We start from the raw sequence: 18,024 nt of genomic DNA on the forward strand, positions 1-18,024 counted from the left end.
GTGGACGGGTCCTACGACCGCTGCGGCGTCGCGGTGAGCATGCGGACGGCGGGGGCCTCCGGTACCGCGGGGACGGCCTCCTGCGGGGCGGCGGGCGGGGCGACGGTCGTGGTGGTGCTCGCGGCGACCGCCGGGTTGAGGTCCTTGTGGACGGCGCGGGCGACGGCCTGGATGGTGTTGATGCCGTCGTTCATCGTCTTGTTGTCGTGGGTGAGCACGGTGATCGCGTAGTCGTGGCCCTTGCCGGTGAAGGCGCCGATGCTGTGGACGCGCCAGCCGTGGGTGGCGCGCGGCAGCCAGCCGTTCTTGACCTGGACGGTCGTACCGGTGGGGGCTCCGGCCGGGGTGCCCCAGCGCTGGGAGGAGACGACCTTCTTCATCAGCCCGAGCTCGTAGGCGCGGGAGTTGTCGCTGAGCACGCTGTTCTTCACGGTGAGCAGGTGCAGCAGCCGCAGCTCGTCCTGGGCGGTGATCTGGGTGAGTCCCCAGTAGCCGCCGGAGCCGGGCACGGTGCGCGTCATCCCGGCGGCCTTGAGGAAGCCCTTGATCTTGGTGACGCCGAGCTGCTTCCACAGGCTGGTGGTCGCGTCGTTGTCGGACTTGGTGATCATGGCCGTGGCCAGGTTGATCTCGCGCTGGGTGAGGTAGCGGTTCCGCTTCTTGTTGTCCCAGAGCAGGGTGGCCAGCACGGTCGCCTTCACGACGCTGGCGGAGTCGTACGTGCTGGTGGCGCGCAGGGTGCAGTTGGTCTTGGTGGTGCGGTCGTAGAGCGCCACGGCGGTGGTGGACTTGCGGCCCTTGAGCGCGGCGGTGATGTCCTTCGACAGCTTGGCGGCGAGTCCCGCCTTGCCGGAGGTGCAGCTCACCGTCGGTGTCGTCGCCGCGGCGGCGGGTGCGGCGCCGAGCGCCACCGGTGCGAGTACGCCGGCCGCGAGCGCGACGGACAGCGCGCCCCGCGTGCGGCGGGATATGTGGGATCCAGCGGTCATGAGGCTTCCCCGTTCCCCGAGTCATTTGTTTCGGGCGCGCCCCCGGCACGCCCGAAACAAATGACTCCTGGGGAACGGAAAAGTTGTACGAGACACGCGTCGCGCGGCTCACATCACCCGGCGGGGCGTGCCGGTGTCATGCGGGCGGCGCAGTCCCGGCGCCGGGCCGCCGACGGGTGCCGCGCGGGCTCACTTCGTACGGGCCGCCGCGATCTGCCGGGACATGATCGTGGTCAGCTCGTAGGCGGTGTGCGAGGCGGCGACGGAGGTGATCTCGGCGTGGTCGTACGCCGGGGCGACCTCGACGAGGTCGGCGGAGACCAGGTGGCAGGAGGCGAGGCCGCGGAGGATCTCCAGGAGCTCGCGGGAGGTCAGGCCGCCGGCCTCGGGGGTGCCGGTGCCGGGGGCGTGCGCCGGGTCCAGGACGTCGATGTCGATGGAGATGTACAGCGGGCGGTCGCCGATCCGCTGGCGGAGCTGGTCGGCGATCTCGTCGACGCCGCGCCGCATGACGTCGGCGGAGGTGACGATGCCGAAGCCCATCTTCTCGTCGTCGGTGAGGTCCTGCTTGCCGTAGAGCGGGCCGCGCGTGCCGACGTGGGAGAGGGCGGAGGTGTCGAGGATGCCCTCCTCGACGGCGCGGCGGAACGGGGTGCCGTGGGTGTACTCGGCACCGAAGTAGGTGTCCCAGGTGTCGAGGTGGGCGTCGAAGTGGAGCAGGGCGACCGGGCCGTGCTTCTTCGCGACGGAGCGCAGCAGCGGCAGGGCGATGGTGTGGTCGCCACCGAGCGTCATCAGCCGGGCACCGGTGCCGAGCAAGTCGTCGGCGGCGGCCTCGATCGTCTCGACGGCCTCGTTGATGTTGAACGGGTTCGCGGCGATGTCCCCGGCGTCGGCGACCTGGGCGAGCGCGAACGGGGAGGCGTCCTGGGCCGGGTTGTACGGGCGCAGCAGGCGCGAGGCCTCGCGGATCGCGTTGCCGCCGAAGCGGGCGCCGGGGCGGTAGGAGACGCCGGTGTCGAAGGGCACGCCGACGACGGCGACGTCGGTGGTGCCGACCTCGTCGAGGCGGGGCAGCCGGGCGAAGGTGGCGGGGCCGGCGTACCGGGGGACGCGGGAGGAGTCGACGGGGCCGCGCGGCGTTTCGTTGCTGCTCATGTGGGGTGCCTTTCCTTCGCTTCTCGATCACGTACGCGGAGGGTGTGCCGCCGGGGGTGGCAGGCGGCGTACGTGTCCGATGTTCCGACAGGAAGAACGGTAGGTGGCCCGCGCACCGCGCTGAAGAGTACGTTTCATCCATCATCACCGTTCCATATGGATGGATCGTCCATGTCCCAGCTCCCGCCCGGGTCCCCGCTGTCACCGGCCCCGCCGCCCACTCCCCCGGTGCCGCTGGCCGAGCTGCTCGCCCATGAGGAGCTGGGGCTGCGGCTGATCGCGGGGCCGGCCGACGCGGAGCTGCTGTGGGTGCACACCTCGGAGATGGCCGACCCGTACCCGTATCTGCTCGGCGGTGAGCTGCTGCTGACGGCCGGGGTGCAGCTGACGGACCCGGACACCTTCGTGGCCCGGCTGGTGGAGGCGGGGGCGGCGGCGCTGGGGTTCGGGGTGACGCCGGTGTTCGACACGGTGCCCCGGGGCCTGGTCGAGGCGTGCGGGCGGTACGGGCTGCCGCTGGTGGAGGTGGGGCCGGGTACGCCGTTCACGGCGATCGCCCGCGCGGTGTGGCGGCTGATGGCCGAGGCCCGTCTGCGCGAGCTTCGCCGGGTGACGCGGGCCCAGCAGGCGCTGGCCTCGGCGGCGGCCCGCCCGGACCCGGTCCCGGCGGTCCTGCGCCAGCTGGCGGTCCAGCTCGGCGGCCGGGCCGTCCTGCTCACCGCCGGGGGCGAGGAGCTGCACGCCTCGGGCCGCCTGCCGGCCCCGGACGTCCGGGCGGCGCTGGCCCGGCTGGTCCGGGTGGTCGCGGCCGGGGAGCGCCCCGGTCCGGCGTCGGCCGGTGACACGCTGCGGGAGACCCGGCTGTCGGCGTACCCGCTGGGCGGCGGGCAGGGGCTCGTCCTGGCGCTGGCGACGGACCGGCGGGAGGCGGGCGACCACACGATCGCCGGGGTCGCGGTCGTGCTGCTCTCCCTGCTGGCCGCCCCGCACCAGGGCGCGGACGCGGCGGGCCGGTCGGCGGCCCTGGTGCGGCTGCTGCTGGGCGCGGGCCCGCAGGACGTGGCGCCGCTGCTCGGGGGCGCCGAGGAGTGGACGGTGGTGCACGCGCGGCGCAGCGGGGACGGGCCGGTGGACCCGCTGACCACGGGGGCGCTGGGGGCGGCGCTCGGTTCGGCCCTGGTCGACGCGGGCCGGGGCGGCGACGCGGTACGGGTGCTGGTCCCCGCCCTCCCCGGCGGCGGCCGGATCACCCCGCAGCCGGGCTGGATCCTGGGCGCCTCCGCCCCCGCCGCCCTCCCCGACCTCGCCGACGCCGACCGGCAGGCCGCCCGCGCCCTGGGCCGCGCCGTCGCCACCCGTACCCCGCTGGCGCACCACCGCGACCCCACCGGCACCGGCCTGGCCGCCCTGGTCCCCGCCGACCGGGCCGAGGCGCACGCCCGCGCCCTGCTCGCCCCGCTCACCGAACCGCTGGCCGAGACGCTGCGCTGCTGGCTGAGCCTGCACGGCAGCTGGGACCGGACGGCCGCGGCCCTGCGGATCCACCGCAACACGGTCCGCCAGCGCATCACCCGCTGCGCGGCCCTGCTGGACGCGGACCTGGACGACATGGACGTACGGACGGAGCTGTGGTTCGCCCTGCGGAACCTGCGCTGAGGGCCTGTCAGCGCAGCCCGAGGCAGGGCAGCCAGTCGCGCGAGGCGGGGTGGGTGACGGTGAGCAGCGCCGCGAGGGCGCCGGGGGCGCCGTCGAGGAGGGCGGCGGACGGGCGGGCGGCGGCGAGGGCGTCGGGGAGGCGGCCGCCCAGGTGCTCGGTGAGGCGGGCGGCGAGCGGGGCGGCGGCGGGCACTCCGGCCCAGCGGTGGAAGGCGTCCGCCACGACGAGGACGCCCGCCGCTCCGTGGCAGAGCCCGAGCCGGTCGGTCAGCGGGGCGCCGTAGAGGTGGAAGGCCATGTCGTACTGGTCGGCGACGGTGGTGAAGGCGTGCGCCGCCCAGTCGGCGGCCTCCCGGTCGCCCAGGGCGTCGGCCGCGTCCCAGAGCGCCCAGGTGATGCCGGGGGTTCCGTAGCACCAGGCCTGCCGGGCCAGCGGGCCGGTGGGCGGCGGGCCGTCGAGCCCGGCCCCGTCCCAGCTGCGGACCGAGCGGGCGTCCTCGAAGGACTGCCGGGCCAGCCAGCGGACAGCGCGGCGCAGGGCGTTGGTCAGCCGGGGGCGTGGGCCGGTGCGGCGGACGGCGGCAGTGAGCGCGGCGGCGAGCCCGGCCACGCCGTGGCCCATTCCGGTGTTGACCCGGCCCTGGAGCCAGCCCAGATGGGGGTGGCCGGCGTACTGGCCGATGCGCAGCCGGCGCAGCTCCCCGTCGTCGCAGAGCAGCGCCAAGTGGGCGGCGAACGGCAGGAGTTGACGGCTGGTCGGTTCGGGTTCCCCGGCGCAGAGGGCGAGCAGCGTGCCGGAGGGGCCGCCGATGAGGTCGTAGTCGGGCAGGCCGACATCGGTCGTGCGCCAGGGGTGCGCGGCGGCCCGGTCGAGGAGGTGGTCGCGGAGCCGGTCGGCGGCGCGGTGCAGCGGCGGGTGGATGCGGGCGGCCATGCGCAGGCCGGTGAACGTACCGGCCAGGCCGCCGTCGTACAGGCCGTCGTGGGAGGGGCCCCGGCCGACGGTCCGCGCCCAGGCCGACACCGCGCGCCGGACGGTGTCGGTCGCGCCCGTCTCGTGGGTCTCGGCGACGAGTGCGGCCAGTACGGGGACGCCGGGGTCGGGGGTGACGTGGGGGCCCCGGGCGAAGTCGTCGAGGAACCGGACGGCGAGGTCGAGGGCGGCCCTGCGGGGCGGAGCCTGGTTACCTGGGTGCATCGGAGCTCCTCGTCGGGGAGCCACCCGTACCGGTCCGGGTGGCTCCGTTCAGCTCGACGACGGACACGGGGTGTCCGCGGGGGTGCCGTCGGCGGCGGTCCGCCGACGGGGGTGGTGGCTGCCGGCGGTGGCGCGGGCCGGCAGCCGTCGAGGGGTGGTCAGCGGTTGATGGGTGATCAGCAGTTGATGGCGGAACCGCAGACGGTCGAGCCGCCGCAGATGACGACCGTGGCACAGATGAGGCTGTCGGCGGCCTGGACGCCGGGCAGGTCGGCGCTGGTGATCCGCTCGTCCAGCTCGTCGATCAGGTTGTCGAGGTCGGTGAGCTCCATGATGGGCATGGCGTTTCTCCTTCGTTCTCTCCGGTGTTTCCTGTGGGTGTTGGCCGCCCCGGGCCGCCCGCACCACGTGCGGGCGGGCCGGGGACGTCGGGGAGGAGGGCGGCGGCCTCGGCCGCCGTCTCCAGGGGGGTCCGGTCGAAGGGGAGCCTGAGCAGCAGACCGGCGGCCACCGGTTCGCCCCGGTGCAGCGCGTCGCGCAGCACCGGTCCCCGCTCCCCGGCCTGCGGGCCGGGCAGCATCTCCTCCAGGACCAGTTCGTCACCGGGGGCGGCACGGACCCGCTCGATGACGTCGAGGGCGGTCAGCGCGTCGAGGTCGGCCGGTACCGGCTTCGCCCCGAACGCCGGCCGTACGAAGACGAAGCGCGGCAGCCCCGCGGTGCGCCGGAGCGTGCCGAGGATCCGGACCCGGTCGAGGTCGTCGTCCTCCCGCCGCCAGAGCAGGGCGCGCGGCACCCGCCAGGTGGCCGGGCAGACCACCAGGTCGCGGCCGGCCGTCACCCGGGGCGCGCGGACGACGGCGGGGCCGGCGGGATCCGCGGGCAGGGCTTCGGCGAGGCCGTCCAGGCCGGTCACGGTGCCCGCCCAGGGGTGCCCGGCGGCGAGCAGCAGCCGTACCAGGCGGTCGTAGGGCGGCATCGGGTTGCGGGTGGCGTGGTGGACGGGCAGGAGGCGCACCCCGTCCGCCTCGGCGACGATCCGGTGGCCCGACCGGCGCAGGGTGATGCGGTCCAGCGGCAGGTAGCGCTGTTCCGGGCCACCGGGCGCGAAGTACGCGGCCGGGTTGGGGTCGCCCGTCCACCAGCGGGTGAGGACGGGGCGCCGGACGGTGTTGGCGGCGCGGCCGTCGACCGGCGGCACCAGCAGTTCCACGAACCGCACACCCGCACGCCGTTCCACGGCGGCCAGGAACTCCCGGTAGGCGTCGGCGGTGTCGTAGCCGCCGTGCAGCGCCCGGAGCGACTCGGTGAACCGGGCGTCGACGATCCCGGCGGGCGAGGCCGTCTCCAGGACCGCGAGCGGGCCCGGCCCGGCCAGCGGGCGCAGCAGGCAGTCCAGCGGCCAGGGCGGTACGACGTCGTCGGCCGGCGGCGCCCCGAGGGCGTCCAGCAGGGCGTCGTCCACGTCCACGCAGGACTCGCCCGCGCGGTCGGCGAGGTGGGCGAGGAGCCGGGCGTATCCGGACGCGGGGTCGTGCGCCGGGTGCCAGCCGGGGTGGCGGTTCGGGCCCCGGGCGGGGGGTGCGGGCTCGTCCGGCGCCAGGAGCGCGGCAAGGACCGTGCCGAGCGGGCGGGGGTGCTCGTCGAGCCCCTCGGTGCCGGGGACGGGGGGTGGCGCGCCGGTGCCGGCGGCCCGGTCGGCGCGGCGCAGGGCGGCGATGCGGTGGGCGGTGCGCAGGGCGCGCTGGACGCGGGCGGCGGCCGGTCCGGGGACGCGGGCGCCCACGGCCCGGTACGAGTCGAGGAAGCGGTCGTCGTCCGTCCCGGGCTCCGCGCCCCGGTCCTCGGGGCGGGGCAGCGTGCCGGAGGCGGTGACCCGGGCGGCCGGGAACCAGGGGGTGTGGTGGCGGCGGGGTGCCGCGCAGGGCTGGAGCACGCCCAGACCGACGAGGTGGGCGAGGAAGCCGCGCAGGACGGCGGGGTCGGAGACCGGCAGCGCGTGCTCCAACTCCGCGAGGGTGCGCGGACCTTCGGCGAACACGGTGAGGACGCGGTCGAGGAGGGCGGTGCGCCGCAGGGCGGTCTGCCGCAGCCGTCCGGGGTCGGCCGGGTCGACCGCGTAGGCACGCAGGGTGCCGCCCGTCCCGGTGCCGTCGGCGCCGTCCTCGGTGAGGTACAGCGGGGCGAGGGCCAGCGCGGTCGCCGGGTCGGCGGTGCGCAGGTCCCGGGCGGCGGCCCGGGTCCGTACCGTGTGGACGTTCTCCACCACGGCGGCGGCCAGCGCGGCGAGTTCGGCGCCGGGGGTGAGGAGCCGCCCGCCCGCCGCCGGACCGCCGACCGGGACCGGGGCCACCTGCCCCACCCAGCCGCGCGGCGTGGTCTTCACCGCCGCCCGGCCCAGCACCCGCCACAGATAGGCGGATCGTTTGCGCAGCCGCTTCCCGCTCCACCGCTCCCCCGCGGCCAGCCGGGCGGCCACCTCCGCCACCAGCCCGGGACGGGCCGCGTCCAGGAACTCCCGCAGCACCGGATCCGCGCGGACCAGCGTCCAGCCGAGCCCCGCCACCCGCTCGCGCTCCGCCGCGGTCTCCCGCTCCAGGGCCGCCCGCTCCCGGCGGGCCCGGTCGGCGGCCCCGGACAGTTCGCCCGCCTCCCGGGCCGGGCCGACGGCCCCGGGCAGCCCCAGGAGGAAGCCGTGGTCCGCCCCGGTGGGCGCAGAGCCCGCGTGCAGCCGCCGTCGCAGGGCGAGCACCCGGCGGCGCTCGGCGGCCGTCAGACGCGGGTCGGGGACGAGGCCGCCCAGCTCCTCGGCCAGCCGCCGGGCGCGCGCGGCCCGCCGCCCGGCGTCGTCGGCGTGCGCGAGGACCCGGCCGAACAGCCCGGAGCCGCCCGCGGCCGTCCACGTCGAGCAGGGGACGCCGGCCGCCCGTACCAGCGCGGTGGCGCCGAGCAGCGGTACCCGGGCCGCGTCGGGGCGGGCGGGCGCCGGAACGGGGGCGGCGGTGCGGAATCCGGTCATGTCAGTCCACCGCCCCGTCGTCGGCCAGCGCCTCGGTGAGCAGGCTCTGCCGGGCGAACGAGAACCGGCCCCGGTTCCAGTGGAAGATCACGGCGTAGGCGGCGGCACGGCGCGGCCCGCGCACCGCGTCCCCGGACTCGAAGTAGCCGGTGCGCCAGTGGTCCGCGGCCCGGCGCACCGCGTCGCCGTGGCCATCGGCCACCGCCCGGCACTCCTCGGGCAGGGCGGCGAGGAGCTGGTCGCGGGGTTGCCGCCAGTGGGCGCGGATGCCCTCGGCGGCGCGGCGGAGCGTGGCGTCGCGCAGTCCGTCGGGCAGGCCGCGCCCGGTGTCGGTGCGGACCGCGTCCCAGACGCCCCGGTGCTCCCAGCCGACGATCCGGAGTCCGTCGAACATGTCGCGGAGCAGGAAGAGGGAGAGCCGCCAGTCCGCGGCGGCCCCGGCGTCGGTGCCGGCGGCGGGGCGGCGGGTGTGGTGGTCGAGCCAGGCCAGGGAGTCGGCGGTGAACAGTTCGTGCACCCAGGGCATGGAGCCGGGGCCGCCGAAGAGATAGGACTCCGGTTCGTAGACCGCGCACACCGGGGGCCCGGCCAGCCCGTCGAACTCCCCCAGTCTGCCGAGGAGTTCGGAGCGGAGCGGAACGGTTCCGCCCGCCCCGTACGCCTGGAAGCGCAGCCGCATCCCCGGTGGCTTGTGCATGAAGAAGAAGGCGCGCGCGGTGTCGGCGCCGAGGAGGTCGCGCGCGGTGCCGGCGAGCCATTCGTACAGGCGCGGCCAGGCCGTCGGCCGCGGGGTCAGGTTGACCTGAACCCAGCTCGCTTCCGGGTGGTTCACCCCCAGCATGGGACCTCCGTGTGTCGTACGGGTGCGATGCGGTGCGGTGCGTGGGCCGTGCGCGGCCATCGGTGCGTGTGCCGTGACGGCGTGGGGCGCGAGGGGCGGTTCGGGGGGCCGCCCGGTGAGTCCGCGGGGCCGTGGGGCCGGCCCGGGTGCGCACGGTGTCCGCGGAGCTTCGCGGTGGGGACCGGCTGCGCCGGACGGATGCGGAACCGTCCTTCTCGCCTGTGTCGGCCTTGCTCAGGCCCTTCGTCACTCACATTTCCCGGGGAAGCACCGGCTGAAAGAGATATGGGCATTAGTCATATCTTGGATGGGTGTGCGCTTGGCGTGACCGACGGGACGTGAGCGCGACCGGCCGCGCCGGTGCACACCGGGACACCCCGGTCCCGGAGCGGGCTCCGAGCGCCCCCGCGTCCGCCTGTCCGCGCAGGTCGCGGCCGTGCCACGCTGCTGGCGGGCCGGGCACCCCCGTGCGCCGGCCCCGGCTGGAGGAGCAGCCGCCGTCAGGAGAAGCAGCCGTCAGGAGAAGAGGTTTCCGCCATGCACCGCATCAGCGCGCTCACCGTCGCCTCGCTCGCCTTGGCCCTCGGACTCGGCACCGGCCCGGTGGCGGCCACCACCGCCACCGCCGCGCCCCCTTCGCACACCGCCACCGCCGCCGCCACGACCGCCAGGGCCGCGTACAACTGCAGTCCCGGGTACTTCTGCATCTACAGCGACTGGAACGGCGGCGGCACGCGCTGCCAGTGGTCCGACAGCCAGCGGGCCAACACCGCCGACGACTGCTCCTTCATCCAGAAGGGCAAGAACGTCCTCTCGGTCTGGAACGGCACCGGCCACCGCGTGCAGTACTACACCAAGACCAACTACAACGACCGGGTCGGCTCCACCGCCGCAGGCAGCGGCGGCAACCTCCAGGGCAGCTACCAGATCCGCTCGTTCAAGCCCCAGTAGTCCGGCCGGGTGCCGGGCCGGACCCCCGGGTCCGGCCCGGCGCGGCGTGCTGCGCATCACCTGGACAGTGCCGGTGACCCTTGGGTAACTTCTAACGGTCTGAGCAAGCGCTTAGCCAGTCCGGCCGAAGCCCGACCGCAGCCGACCAAGGAGGCATCCCGTGCGCCGTACGGTATACAACGAGGACCACGAGGCGTTCCGGGAGACCATCCGCGCCTTCATCGAGGCCGAGGTCGTCCCGCACTACGACGAGTGGTTCCAGCAGGGCATCGTGCCGCGCGAGTTCTACGGCAAGCTGGCCGACCTGGGCCTGTTCGGCATCAACGTGCCCGAGGAGTTCGGCGGCGCCGGGCTGGAGACGCACAAGTTCGAGGCCGTCCAGTACGAGGAGACGGCCCGCGCGGGCGTCAACTTCGGCGGGTCCAACGTGCACGTGCTGCTCGCCCTCCCGTACATCAAGATGCTCGCCACGGACGACCAGAAGAAGCGCTACCTGCCGAAGTTCGTCTCCGCCGAGGAGATGTGGGCGCTCGCGATGACCGAGCCGGGCACCGGCTCCGACCTCGCGGGGATGAAGACCACCGCCAAGCTCTCGGACGACGGCACCCACTACGTGCTCAACGGCTCCAAGACCTTCATCACCGGCGGCGTCCACGCCGACCGGGTGATCGTCTGCGCCCGCACCTCGGCGCCGACCGCCGAGGACCGCCGCTTCGGCATCTCGCTGTTCGCCGTCGACACCAAGTCCGAGGGCTACTCGATCGGCCGCAAGCTCGACAAGCTCGGCCTGCGCACGTCCGACACCGCCGAGCTGGCGTTCGTCGACGTGAAGGTTCCCGTCGCCGACCTGCTCGGCGAGGAGAACAAGGGCTTCTACTACCTCGGCCGGAACCTGCCGTCCGAGCGCTGGGGCATCGCCCACGGCGCGTACGCGCAGGCCAAGGCCGCCGTGGCGTTCGCCAAGAGCTACGTCCAGGAGCGCACGGTCTTCGGCAAGACGGTGGCGTCCTTCCAGAACACCAAGTTCGAACTGGCCGCCTGCCAGGCCGAGGTGGACGCGGCCGAGGCCGTCGCCGACCGCGCCCTGGAGGCGCTGGACGCCGGTGAGCTGAGCCCCGCCGAGGCCGCCTCCGCCAAGCTGTTCTGCACCGAGGTCGCGCACCGCGTCATCGACCGCTGCCTCCAGCTGCACGGCGGCTACGGCTACATGAACGAGTACCCGATCGCCCGCCTGTACGCGGACAACCGGGTCAACCGCATCTACGGCGGCACCAGCGAGGTCATGAAGTCGATCATCGCCAAGTCCATGGGCCTCTGAGGAACGACCCCGTCCCTCCCATGAGCACCGCACTCGATTCCCTGCTCGATCTGCTCGACCTGGAGCAGATCGAGCAGGACATCTTCCGGGGCACGAGCCGTTCCTCGCTCGTCCCCCGCGTCTTCGGCGGCCAGGTCGCGGCCCAGGCGCTGGTCGCCGCGGGCCGCACCGTCCCCGCCGAGCGGGGCGCCCACTCCCTGCACGCGTACTTCCTGCGGGCGGGCGACCCGGGCGCGCCGATCGTCTACAGCGTCGACCGCATCCGCGACGGCCGCTCCTTCACCACCCGCCGGGTCGTCGCCGTCCAGCACGGCCAGCCGGTCTTCCACCTCTCGGCGTCCTTCCAGACGTACGAGGAGGGCCTGGAGCACCAGGCGCCGATGCCGCCCGCCCCGGACCCGGAGACCCTGCCCACCGCCGCGCAGATGCTGCCCCGCCACGCGGACCGCTTCCGCGACCCGGGCGTGGTCGACCGGCTGATCGAGGCGCGGGCCGCGGTCGATCTGCGGTACGTGGACGAACCGCCCTTCGCCACCGTCGGCGAGCCCCGCGAACCCCGCTCCCAGGTCTGGTTCCGCACCAACGGCAAGCTGGCGGACGACCCGCTGCTCCACGTCTGCCTGGCGACGTACGTCTCCGACATGACGCTGCTCGACTCGGTGCTCCTCGCCCACGGGCGCGGCGGCTGGACGGTCGGCGACGTGGTCGGGGCGAGCCTGGACCACGCGATGTGGTTCCACCGGCCGTTCCGGGCCGACGAATGGCTGCTGTACGACCAGGAGTCACCGTCCGCGTCCGGCGGCCGCGGCCTGGGCCAGGCCCGGATCTACACCCAGGACGGCCGGCTGGCGATCACCGTCATCCAGGAGGGCGTCGTCCGCGTTCCCCGGGGCTGACTACATGCTGGAACGGGCCTCACCCGGCCTCCCCGATCGGTAGGATCTCGGCCGCGCGCGGCACGGGCCGGGGCTTCCTGGGGCACAGGCGGCCCCGGGGCCCGCACCCGTCCGCAGCCGCCCAGCGGGCCTTCCGCCACCGCGCCCGGATACCGACTGGAGCCCGGCAGTGCGCGGGGTCCAGAGGAGGCTGACGGTCGACACCCAGCCGTGCGACGACAACCACGCGGTGCACAACTCGGTGGGACGGCGGGAGCAGTTCGAACGAGCAGGCAGCCGTCCTCGTCGGTGGGTTGTTGTCGACCGCAGTCGCCCCAGTGCGTATTCCGCCCGAAAACGAGTCGGCGGATCCTTGGCCGACTATCATTTTCCGCTCGGAGGCCAAGGGGGCAAAAATGCGGTCGATTTCGTCGCGCACGGGGGAGGGCGCCACGCTCGTAGCGATACCGGCCGTGTCGGTTCAGCCACCACTCGTACAGCGCCTGCGCGACCTCGTCACCTCTGATCAGGCCGTAACCGATCTCCGGCGCTATTTCGGCACCGACCCGCACCACGACGCGATGCTGTTCACGGGCGGTCGTTTCGAGCGTCTGGCCGGCGGAGGGGATCGTGAGGAGGTGGCGAATGAAGTGACCTCCGACGACCTGATCGCGGTACAGACCCTGTCGGTCAGGGTTCCTGCCCAGGTGGCCCTGGACATTCTGGAAGGCCACCTCGGCGACCGATTGTCCGAGCTGCTGCGTTTCGTCCCCTTCGACCTCGACATGGCCGAGGTCGAAGCCGCCGTCCTGGCCGAGGGAGCACCCGCGCACACCGCCTGGCACGTCCTCTGCGATCAACCCGGAATCGGGCCGGTGACCGCCAGCAAACTCCTTGCCCGGAAGCGACCGCGACTGTTGCCCGTCTACGACCAGGTCGTTCGCTGCGTTCTCGGACGGCCGAAGTCATTCTGGCTCGACCTGCACAGCGCACTGCGTGCCGACGACCAGGCACTGCACCACGAGTTGACGGCCCTGCGGCGAGCCGCCGGCCTTCCCCCGGCCATCAGTGCACTCCGGGTCTGCGACGTAGTGCTCTGGATGCACCACCGTACGAATCACCGGCAGGGGAACTGCACCGGGACTTGAACCCCGCCGGACGCACACACGTGACCCGCCGGGGCGGAAGCCGACCCCGCGTCTCCGGCGGACCGTACTTCGTTCCACAGTTGCCGACCAGCGGTTCCGGCAGCCGTGGGGCGCGTCGCCCGGACCACGACGGCTCGCTCCGAACCGTCGCGGCAACCGCCCCTCCCCTGGCGGTCACCGGTGCGAATCAGTCCGCGTCCAGCCCCGCCGCGTTCAGCAGGTAGGCCGTCATCGGGTCGTAGAAGCGCGGGTCGATCACATGGTCGTCCAGTGGGACGGCGACCTGGAGGGTGCCTTCCGCCTCGCCGAGGAAGAGCGCGGGGTCGTTGCAGTCCGCGTACCCGACCGCGTCCAGGCCGCGCTGCGCGGCGCAGCCGGCCCAGCCGTGGTCGGCGACGACCAGGTCCGGCAGCGGGCGGCCCTCGCGCTCCAGGCCGTCCAGGATGGCGGCCATCGGGGCGGGCGAGTGGGTGTGCCAGAGCGTCGCGCCCCGCTCCTGCACGGCGACGTCGGCGAACTGGAAGACCATGCCCTCGTCGGCGACCAGCCCCGAGGGGATCCGGACGATCTCGCAGCCGGCCGCCCGCAGCGCCTGCGCGGTCTGCCGGTGCACGTCCAGCAGCCCGCCCGGGTGGCCGGTCGCGAACAGCACCCGTTCCGCGCCCGCCGCCGCCTTCCGCAGCCGGGCCGCCATCCGCTCCAGCGCGTCGACCGTCAGCTCCGGGTCGATGGTGTCCTGGCCGTACCGGTGCTCCGGGTCGTCGCTGACGCCGCAGCGCTCGGCCATCACCGCCAGCACGTCCTGCTCGTCGCGCCACCGGTCCCCGAGCTCCAGGCCCAGCCAGTAGTGGCGGTCGCCGTTGGCGAGCTGCCGGTAGTGGGAGAGGTTGTTGTCGCGCGGTGTGGCGACATCCCCGGCGATACGCGTACGGACGAGGTGTTCGACGAGGGCGGCACGGCTCGGTATCGGCATGAACCCATTGTGCCGTCAGGGGTGCGCTCCGTGCTGGGAGTACGTGACCTTGTCCAGACCGTAGTACTGGGCGACGCACTCCGCGGGCCAGGGCCGTTGCCCGTGCCTGCCGAACGGCTCCACCATCCGGCCGACCGACACCGGTGTGTACGGGAGCACCCGGGCGCCGTGCGCCGCCCCTTCGCGCAGTGCCCGGTCCTGGCGGTCCCAGCGCTCGGCCCGGACCTCCATCCGGGTGCCGAGCCGGAACAGGGGGGCGGCGAGTCCGACGCAGCTCAGCGCGCAGACGGCGGCGGCGACGGCGGCCACCGCCGTGCGGGCCCCCCACCTGGCCCGCACCGCGCGCCCCAGCAGGGCGCCGAGAGCGGCCAGCAGCAGGACGTACACCAGCAGGAAGTCGCCCCAGACCCGGGCCGCGTTCACCACCGTCGCGCCGAAGGCCGGGTACGTGATGACGGTGCAGAGGAAGCCGGAGACCAGGAAGGCGAGGGCCCCGGCGGCGGCCAGGAGCAGCGGCCTGCTCCGGAGCGGTCCGGGCGCCGCGCCCCCGTCCGGCGCGGCCGCGCAGGCCGTCCGCCCGGCGTCCCGGGCCAGCAGGCCGAGGAGCAGCCCGGCCGCGAGCGCCCCCAGGTACTGCCAGGTGGTCAGGACCGTGCCGAGGATCTCGCCGAAGGCCCGCAGCGCGGTGGCGAGCCGTCCCGCGTCGAGCATGGAACCGGCGTCGGCGCCGAAGCGCGAGCGCCGGGCGTGCGCGCCGGGCGAGGTGTACAGCACGGCCACCCCGGCGGCGATCCCGGCCAGGGCCAGCACGCACCAGCGGCGGACCAGGGCCCGGCCCGGCCCGGGGCGGGCGAGCGGGCCGAGCAGCAGCACCGTGCCGAGGAGCACGCAGGCGACGACCGAGGTCTCCTCGGAGAGCGTCCCGAAGAAGAACCCGCCCAGGAGCGCGATGCCGAGGGCGACCCCCCTGCCCCGCCGGGTCCGGGCCCGCAGGAGCGGGATCACGGCGGCGCAGACCAGCACCGGGGCGAGGGTGTGCGAGACGGAGTTGGCGGGCCAGTAGAAGACCTTGTACGTGTCGGGCGTCGCGAGGAAGAAGACCACCGCGACCACCGAGGCCGCCACCAGCGGCGTCCCGCGCGGCGCGGTCAGCCCCGTACGGCGGAGCACGGTGACGGTCAGCGCCCACAGGATGCCGACCATGACCACCCCGCTGACCAGTGCGTACCAGGGGTGCCCGGAGGCGCCGAAGACTCCGTACGCGACGACCATCAGGGCGTTGGCGACGCGCCCGTTGTCCTCGTAGTAGAACTTCGCGATCATCCCCGAGGCGCCCTCGTCGCGGACGACGGGGAGGAAGCACCAGTCGTCCGCCCCGGGGCGGACCAGGCGTCCGAACCAGAAGACCGCGGCGAGCAGGGTGAACGGGAAGAGGCCGAGCGCCGCCGTCCAGCCGGTGGCCCGGCGGCGTGCGTCCCGCCGCCCCCGGTCCCGTTCCCGCTCCGGTGCCCGCGGGGTTTCGAGGGTGTCCGTGGTCATGCGCGGGCCTCTCCTTCGCGCGGGGCCCGGGGGGTGCCGGAGTCGATCGCCCAGCGGGCGAGCAGGAAGGAGAACGGGGTGGCCAGCAGCCCCGCGGCCAGGGCGGCGAGGTTCTTGTCCATGCCCAGCCCGCTCACCCCGAGGGAGAGCAGGGCGCCGCTGAGCACGAGGTTGACCGCGCTCGACAGGGGGTAGCGGGCGAACGCCTGCCAGGTCGGCCGGGTACGGCAGGTGAGGTAGGAGTTGAGCAGGAAGGAGCCCACGACGCTGACCGCGTATCCGATGACATGGGCGGCCAGATAGGGCATCCAGCCGTTCAGCGAGGCGTACACGGCGAGGTACACCGCCGTGTTGACGACGCCGACCGCGGCGAACGTCAGGAACTGCCTCCCGGTCCGGGAGCCGGCGGTGCGGGCCCCGGCGTCACCGTGCGCCGGTTCCTCCCGTACCCGCGCCACCTCGACCCGGTCGCCCGGAGCGGACGGTGCGGAGCCTGCCGAAGAAGGCGAAGGAGAAGCGGGAGAGGGCGGGGAAAAGGAAGAGGCCGAATGGCGCGGGGCCGAATTCACCGTGACCAGCTCCGCCGGAATGCCGCGCATCAGAGCGGTTTCCAGGGATTCGCTCGTCTCCCGCACCAGGTAATGCGGTCTCCGTTTCGACTCGCAGTAGATGCGGCCCACGTATTCGCCGATCACGCCCAGGGTGGCCAGCTGGATTCCGCCGAGCGCCACGACGGCGGTGAGCAGCGTGGTGTATCCGGGTACGCCGACCCCGTGCAGCGCGACGCCCGCGATGATCCACAGGGCGTATCCGAGCGCCGCCAGGGCGAGGGCGAGTCCGGCGTGGATGGCGAGGCGCAGGGGGCGGCTGTTGAAGGAGATCAGTCCGTCGATCCCGTAGTTCAGCAGCCGTCTGCCGCCCCATTTCGAGCTGCCGGCCGCGCGCCGGACGTTGCGGTAGGTGAAGGCCACGGTGTCGAAGCCGATCCAGGAGAAGATCCCCTTGGAGAACCGGTTGGTCTCGGGCAGGGCGAGCACGGCGTCCACGGCCCGCCGCGACAGCAGCCGGAAGTCGCCCTCGCCGTCGACGACGTCCACGTCCATGCACCGGCCCATGGCGCGGTAGTAGGCGGTGGAGAGGAAGGTGCGCAGGGCGCCCTCGCCGCTGCGGTCGCGGCGGGCCACGACCTGGTCGTAGCCGTGCCGGCGCAGCTCCAGCATGCGGGGCAGGAGTTCCGGCGGGTGCTGGAGGTCGGCGTCCATGAGGACGACGGCGTCGCCGCGGGACATGCCCAGCCCGGCGAGCATGGCGGCCTCCTTGCCGAAGTTGCGGCTGAAGGAGGTGTAGCGGACGCGGTGGTCCGCGGCGGCGAAGGCGCGGACGCGGGCGCGGGTCCGGTCGCCGCTGCCGTCGTCGACGTACACGATCTCGAACGTCTGCCGAGTCGGTTCGAGGACGGCGATCAGCTCTCGGTGAAAGGACTCGATCACCTCGTCCTCATTGAAACAGGGAACGACGACCGAGACCTGGCATGTTTTCATTTCATTTCCCCAGCAGGCGCGGGCGAGACGCCTCAAACCATATGCCCGGGGATCACCGCGACACTCCGAGGAAATGGGCGAAGGAAGGTGGAAAAGGAGAAGGATTGAAGGAATCCCACACCTTTCGCGCATTAATTCATATGTTCAGCATTCCGCGGCGGGCGGGGAATTCACCGGTCAGGTGCGGACCGCCGCCGCCTCGAACGCCCCGCGCGCCAGCCGGTGCAGCAGCGCCGCGGTCTCCGCACGGTCCGGGCGCACGCCGGGGCGGCCCAGGTGCGGGGTGGAGTTGAGCAGGCCGAACACGGCATGGACGGCGGCGCGGGCCTCGTACTCGGGCAGGTCCGGGTAGATCGCGCGGACCACCTCCACCCACACCTCGACGTACTGCCGCTGGAGCTGGCGGACCCGCTTGCGGTCGGCCTCCCGCAGCCGGTCCAGCTCGCGGTCGTGGAGGGTGATCAGGGGGCGGTCGTCGAGGGCGAAGTCGATGTGCCCCTCGATGAGCGCGTCGAGCAGCGCCCGCGGGGATCCCGCCCCGGCCGCCGCGTCCTCCGCGACGCGCAGCCGCCCGCCGGCCAGCAGCCGCTCGCTGATGCCGACCAGCAGCTCGGCGAGCATCGCGTCCTTGCCGGGGAAGTGGCGGTAGAGGCCGGGACCGCTGATGCCGACGGCGGCGCCTATCTCGTCGACACCGACGCCGTGGAAGCCGCGCTCGGCGAAGAGGCGGGCGGCCTCCTTGAGGATCTGTTCGCGGCGGGTGGGGGCGTCCGTCCTGGTGGTCATGGATTCGATTCTAGACAGCCGGGTTAGCGAAC

Annotated in this window: 15 protein-coding genes; 5 read left to right on the forward strand and 10 right to left on the reverse strand. The window is 74.1% G+C overall.

Annotation, left to right across the window (positions count from 1 at the left end; translation table 11 throughout):
* Positions 1-11: 11 nt before the first annotated feature.
* On the reverse strand, positions 12-989 hold the full coding sequence (locus ACIQGQ_RS06475) for a serine hydrolase (RefSeq protein ID WP_402391424.1): 978 nt from the start codon (positions 987-989) through the stop codon (positions 12-14).
* Positions 990-1,178: 189 nt separating this feature from the next.
* Positions 1,179-2,147, reverse strand: a complete 969-nt coding sequence (gene speB, locus ACIQGQ_RS06480) for an agmatinase (RefSeq protein WP_352273855.1) — start codon at positions 2,145-2,147, stop codon at positions 1,179-1,181.
* A gap of 156 nt (positions 2,148-2,303) precedes the next feature.
* Between speB and ACIQGQ_RS06485 the strand changes: the two genes are divergently transcribed.
* Positions 2,304-3,803: a PucR family transcriptional regulator ligand-binding domain-containing protein gene (locus ACIQGQ_RS06485; RefSeq protein ID WP_402391427.1), complete on the forward strand. Its 1,500-nt coding sequence runs from the start codon at positions 2,304-2,306 to the stop codon at positions 3,801-3,803.
* A 7-nt stretch (positions 3,804-3,810) separates the two neighbouring features.
* On the opposite strand, the gene ACIQGQ_RS06490 is transcribed toward ACIQGQ_RS06485, so the two are convergent.
* The 4 genes from ACIQGQ_RS06490 to ACIQGQ_RS06505 all read right to left on the reverse strand — a co-directional run bounded on the left by ACIQGQ_RS06490 (position 3,811) and on the right by ACIQGQ_RS06505 (position 8,861).
* Entirely contained in the window at positions 3,811-5,001 is a 1,191-nt protein-coding gene (locus tag ACIQGQ_RS06490) for a lanthionine synthetase LanC family protein (RefSeq protein WP_402391430.1), read from the reverse strand.
* Positions 5,002-5,177: 176 nt separating this feature from the next.
* On the reverse strand, positions 5,178-5,342 hold the full coding sequence (locus tag ACIQGQ_RS06495) for a hypothetical protein (RefSeq protein ID WP_402391433.1): 165 nt from the start codon (positions 5,340-5,342) through the stop codon (positions 5,178-5,180).
* On the reverse strand, positions 5,306-8,020 hold the full coding sequence (locus tag ACIQGQ_RS06500) for a lantibiotic dehydratase (protein ID WP_402391436.1): 2,715 nt from the start codon (positions 8,018-8,020) through the stop codon (positions 5,306-5,308). The genes ACIQGQ_RS06495 and ACIQGQ_RS06500 overlap by 37 nt, the downstream gene beginning before the upstream one ends.
* A gap of 1 nt (position 8,021) precedes the next feature.
* A complete protein-coding gene (locus ACIQGQ_RS06505; protein WP_402391439.1) occupies positions 8,022-8,861 on the reverse strand; it encodes a thiopeptide-type bacteriocin biosynthesis protein in 840 nt (279 codons plus the stop codon).
* A 537-nt stretch (positions 8,862-9,398) separates the two neighbouring features.
* Here ACIQGQ_RS06505 and ACIQGQ_RS06510 point away from each other — a divergent pair.
* From ACIQGQ_RS06510 to ACIQGQ_RS06525, 4 genes are all read left to right on the forward strand, one after another.
* Positions 9,399-9,812, forward strand: coding sequence for a peptidase inhibitor family I36 protein (locus tag ACIQGQ_RS06510; protein WP_402391442.1), 414 nt, complete (start codon positions 9,399-9,401; stop codon positions 9,810-9,812).
* A gap of 160 nt (positions 9,813-9,972) precedes the next feature.
* Positions 9,973-11,130: an acyl-CoA dehydrogenase family protein gene (locus tag ACIQGQ_RS06515; protein ID WP_402391444.1), complete on the forward strand. Its 1,158-nt coding sequence runs from the start codon at positions 9,973-9,975 to the stop codon at positions 11,128-11,130.
* 20 nt (positions 11,131-11,150) lie between these two features.
* Positions 11,151-12,026, forward strand: a complete 876-nt coding sequence (locus ACIQGQ_RS06520) for an acyl-CoA thioesterase (protein ID WP_402391447.1) — start codon at positions 11,151-11,153, stop codon at positions 12,024-12,026.
* A gap of 395 nt (positions 12,027-12,421) precedes the next feature.
* The gene (locus ACIQGQ_RS06525; RefSeq protein ID WP_402391450.1) at positions 12,422-13,153 is read left to right on the forward strand and encodes a DUF6308 family protein; all 732 of its coding nucleotides are present in this window, start codon (positions 12,422-12,424) and stop codon (positions 13,151-13,153) included.
* Positions 13,154-13,340: 187 nt separating this feature from the next.
* Here the strand turns inward: ACIQGQ_RS06525 and ACIQGQ_RS06530 are convergent, their stop codons facing one another.
* The 4 genes from ACIQGQ_RS06530 to ACIQGQ_RS06545 form a co-directional block, all read right to left on the reverse strand.
* A complete protein-coding gene (locus tag ACIQGQ_RS06530) occupies positions 13,341-14,126 on the reverse strand; it encodes a phosphatase (protein ID WP_352273845.1) in 786 nt (261 codons plus the stop codon).
* 15 nt (positions 14,127-14,141) lie between these two features.
* A complete protein-coding gene (locus tag ACIQGQ_RS06535) occupies positions 14,142-15,665 on the reverse strand; it encodes a DUF6056 family protein (RefSeq protein WP_402391453.1) in 1,524 nt (507 codons plus the stop codon).
* Positions 15,662-17,206 (reverse strand): glycosyltransferase, encoded by a 1,545-nt coding sequence (locus tag ACIQGQ_RS06540; RefSeq protein WP_402391456.1) that lies wholly within the window; start codon positions 17,204-17,206, stop codon positions 15,662-15,664. The genes ACIQGQ_RS06535 and ACIQGQ_RS06540 overlap by 4 nt, the downstream gene beginning before the upstream one ends.
* A gap of 177 nt (positions 17,207-17,383) precedes the next feature.
* Positions 17,384-17,992, reverse strand: a complete 609-nt coding sequence (locus ACIQGQ_RS06545; protein ID WP_402391458.1) for a TetR/AcrR family transcriptional regulator — start codon at positions 17,990-17,992, stop codon at positions 17,384-17,386.
* Between the last annotated feature and the right edge of the window lie 32 nt (positions 17,993-18,024).

Origin of the sequence: Streptomyces sp. NPDC092952, assembly GCF_044754785.1 — a bacterium.
Lineage (GTDB): Bacteria > Actinomycetota > Actinomycetes > Streptomycetales > Streptomycetaceae > Streptomyces.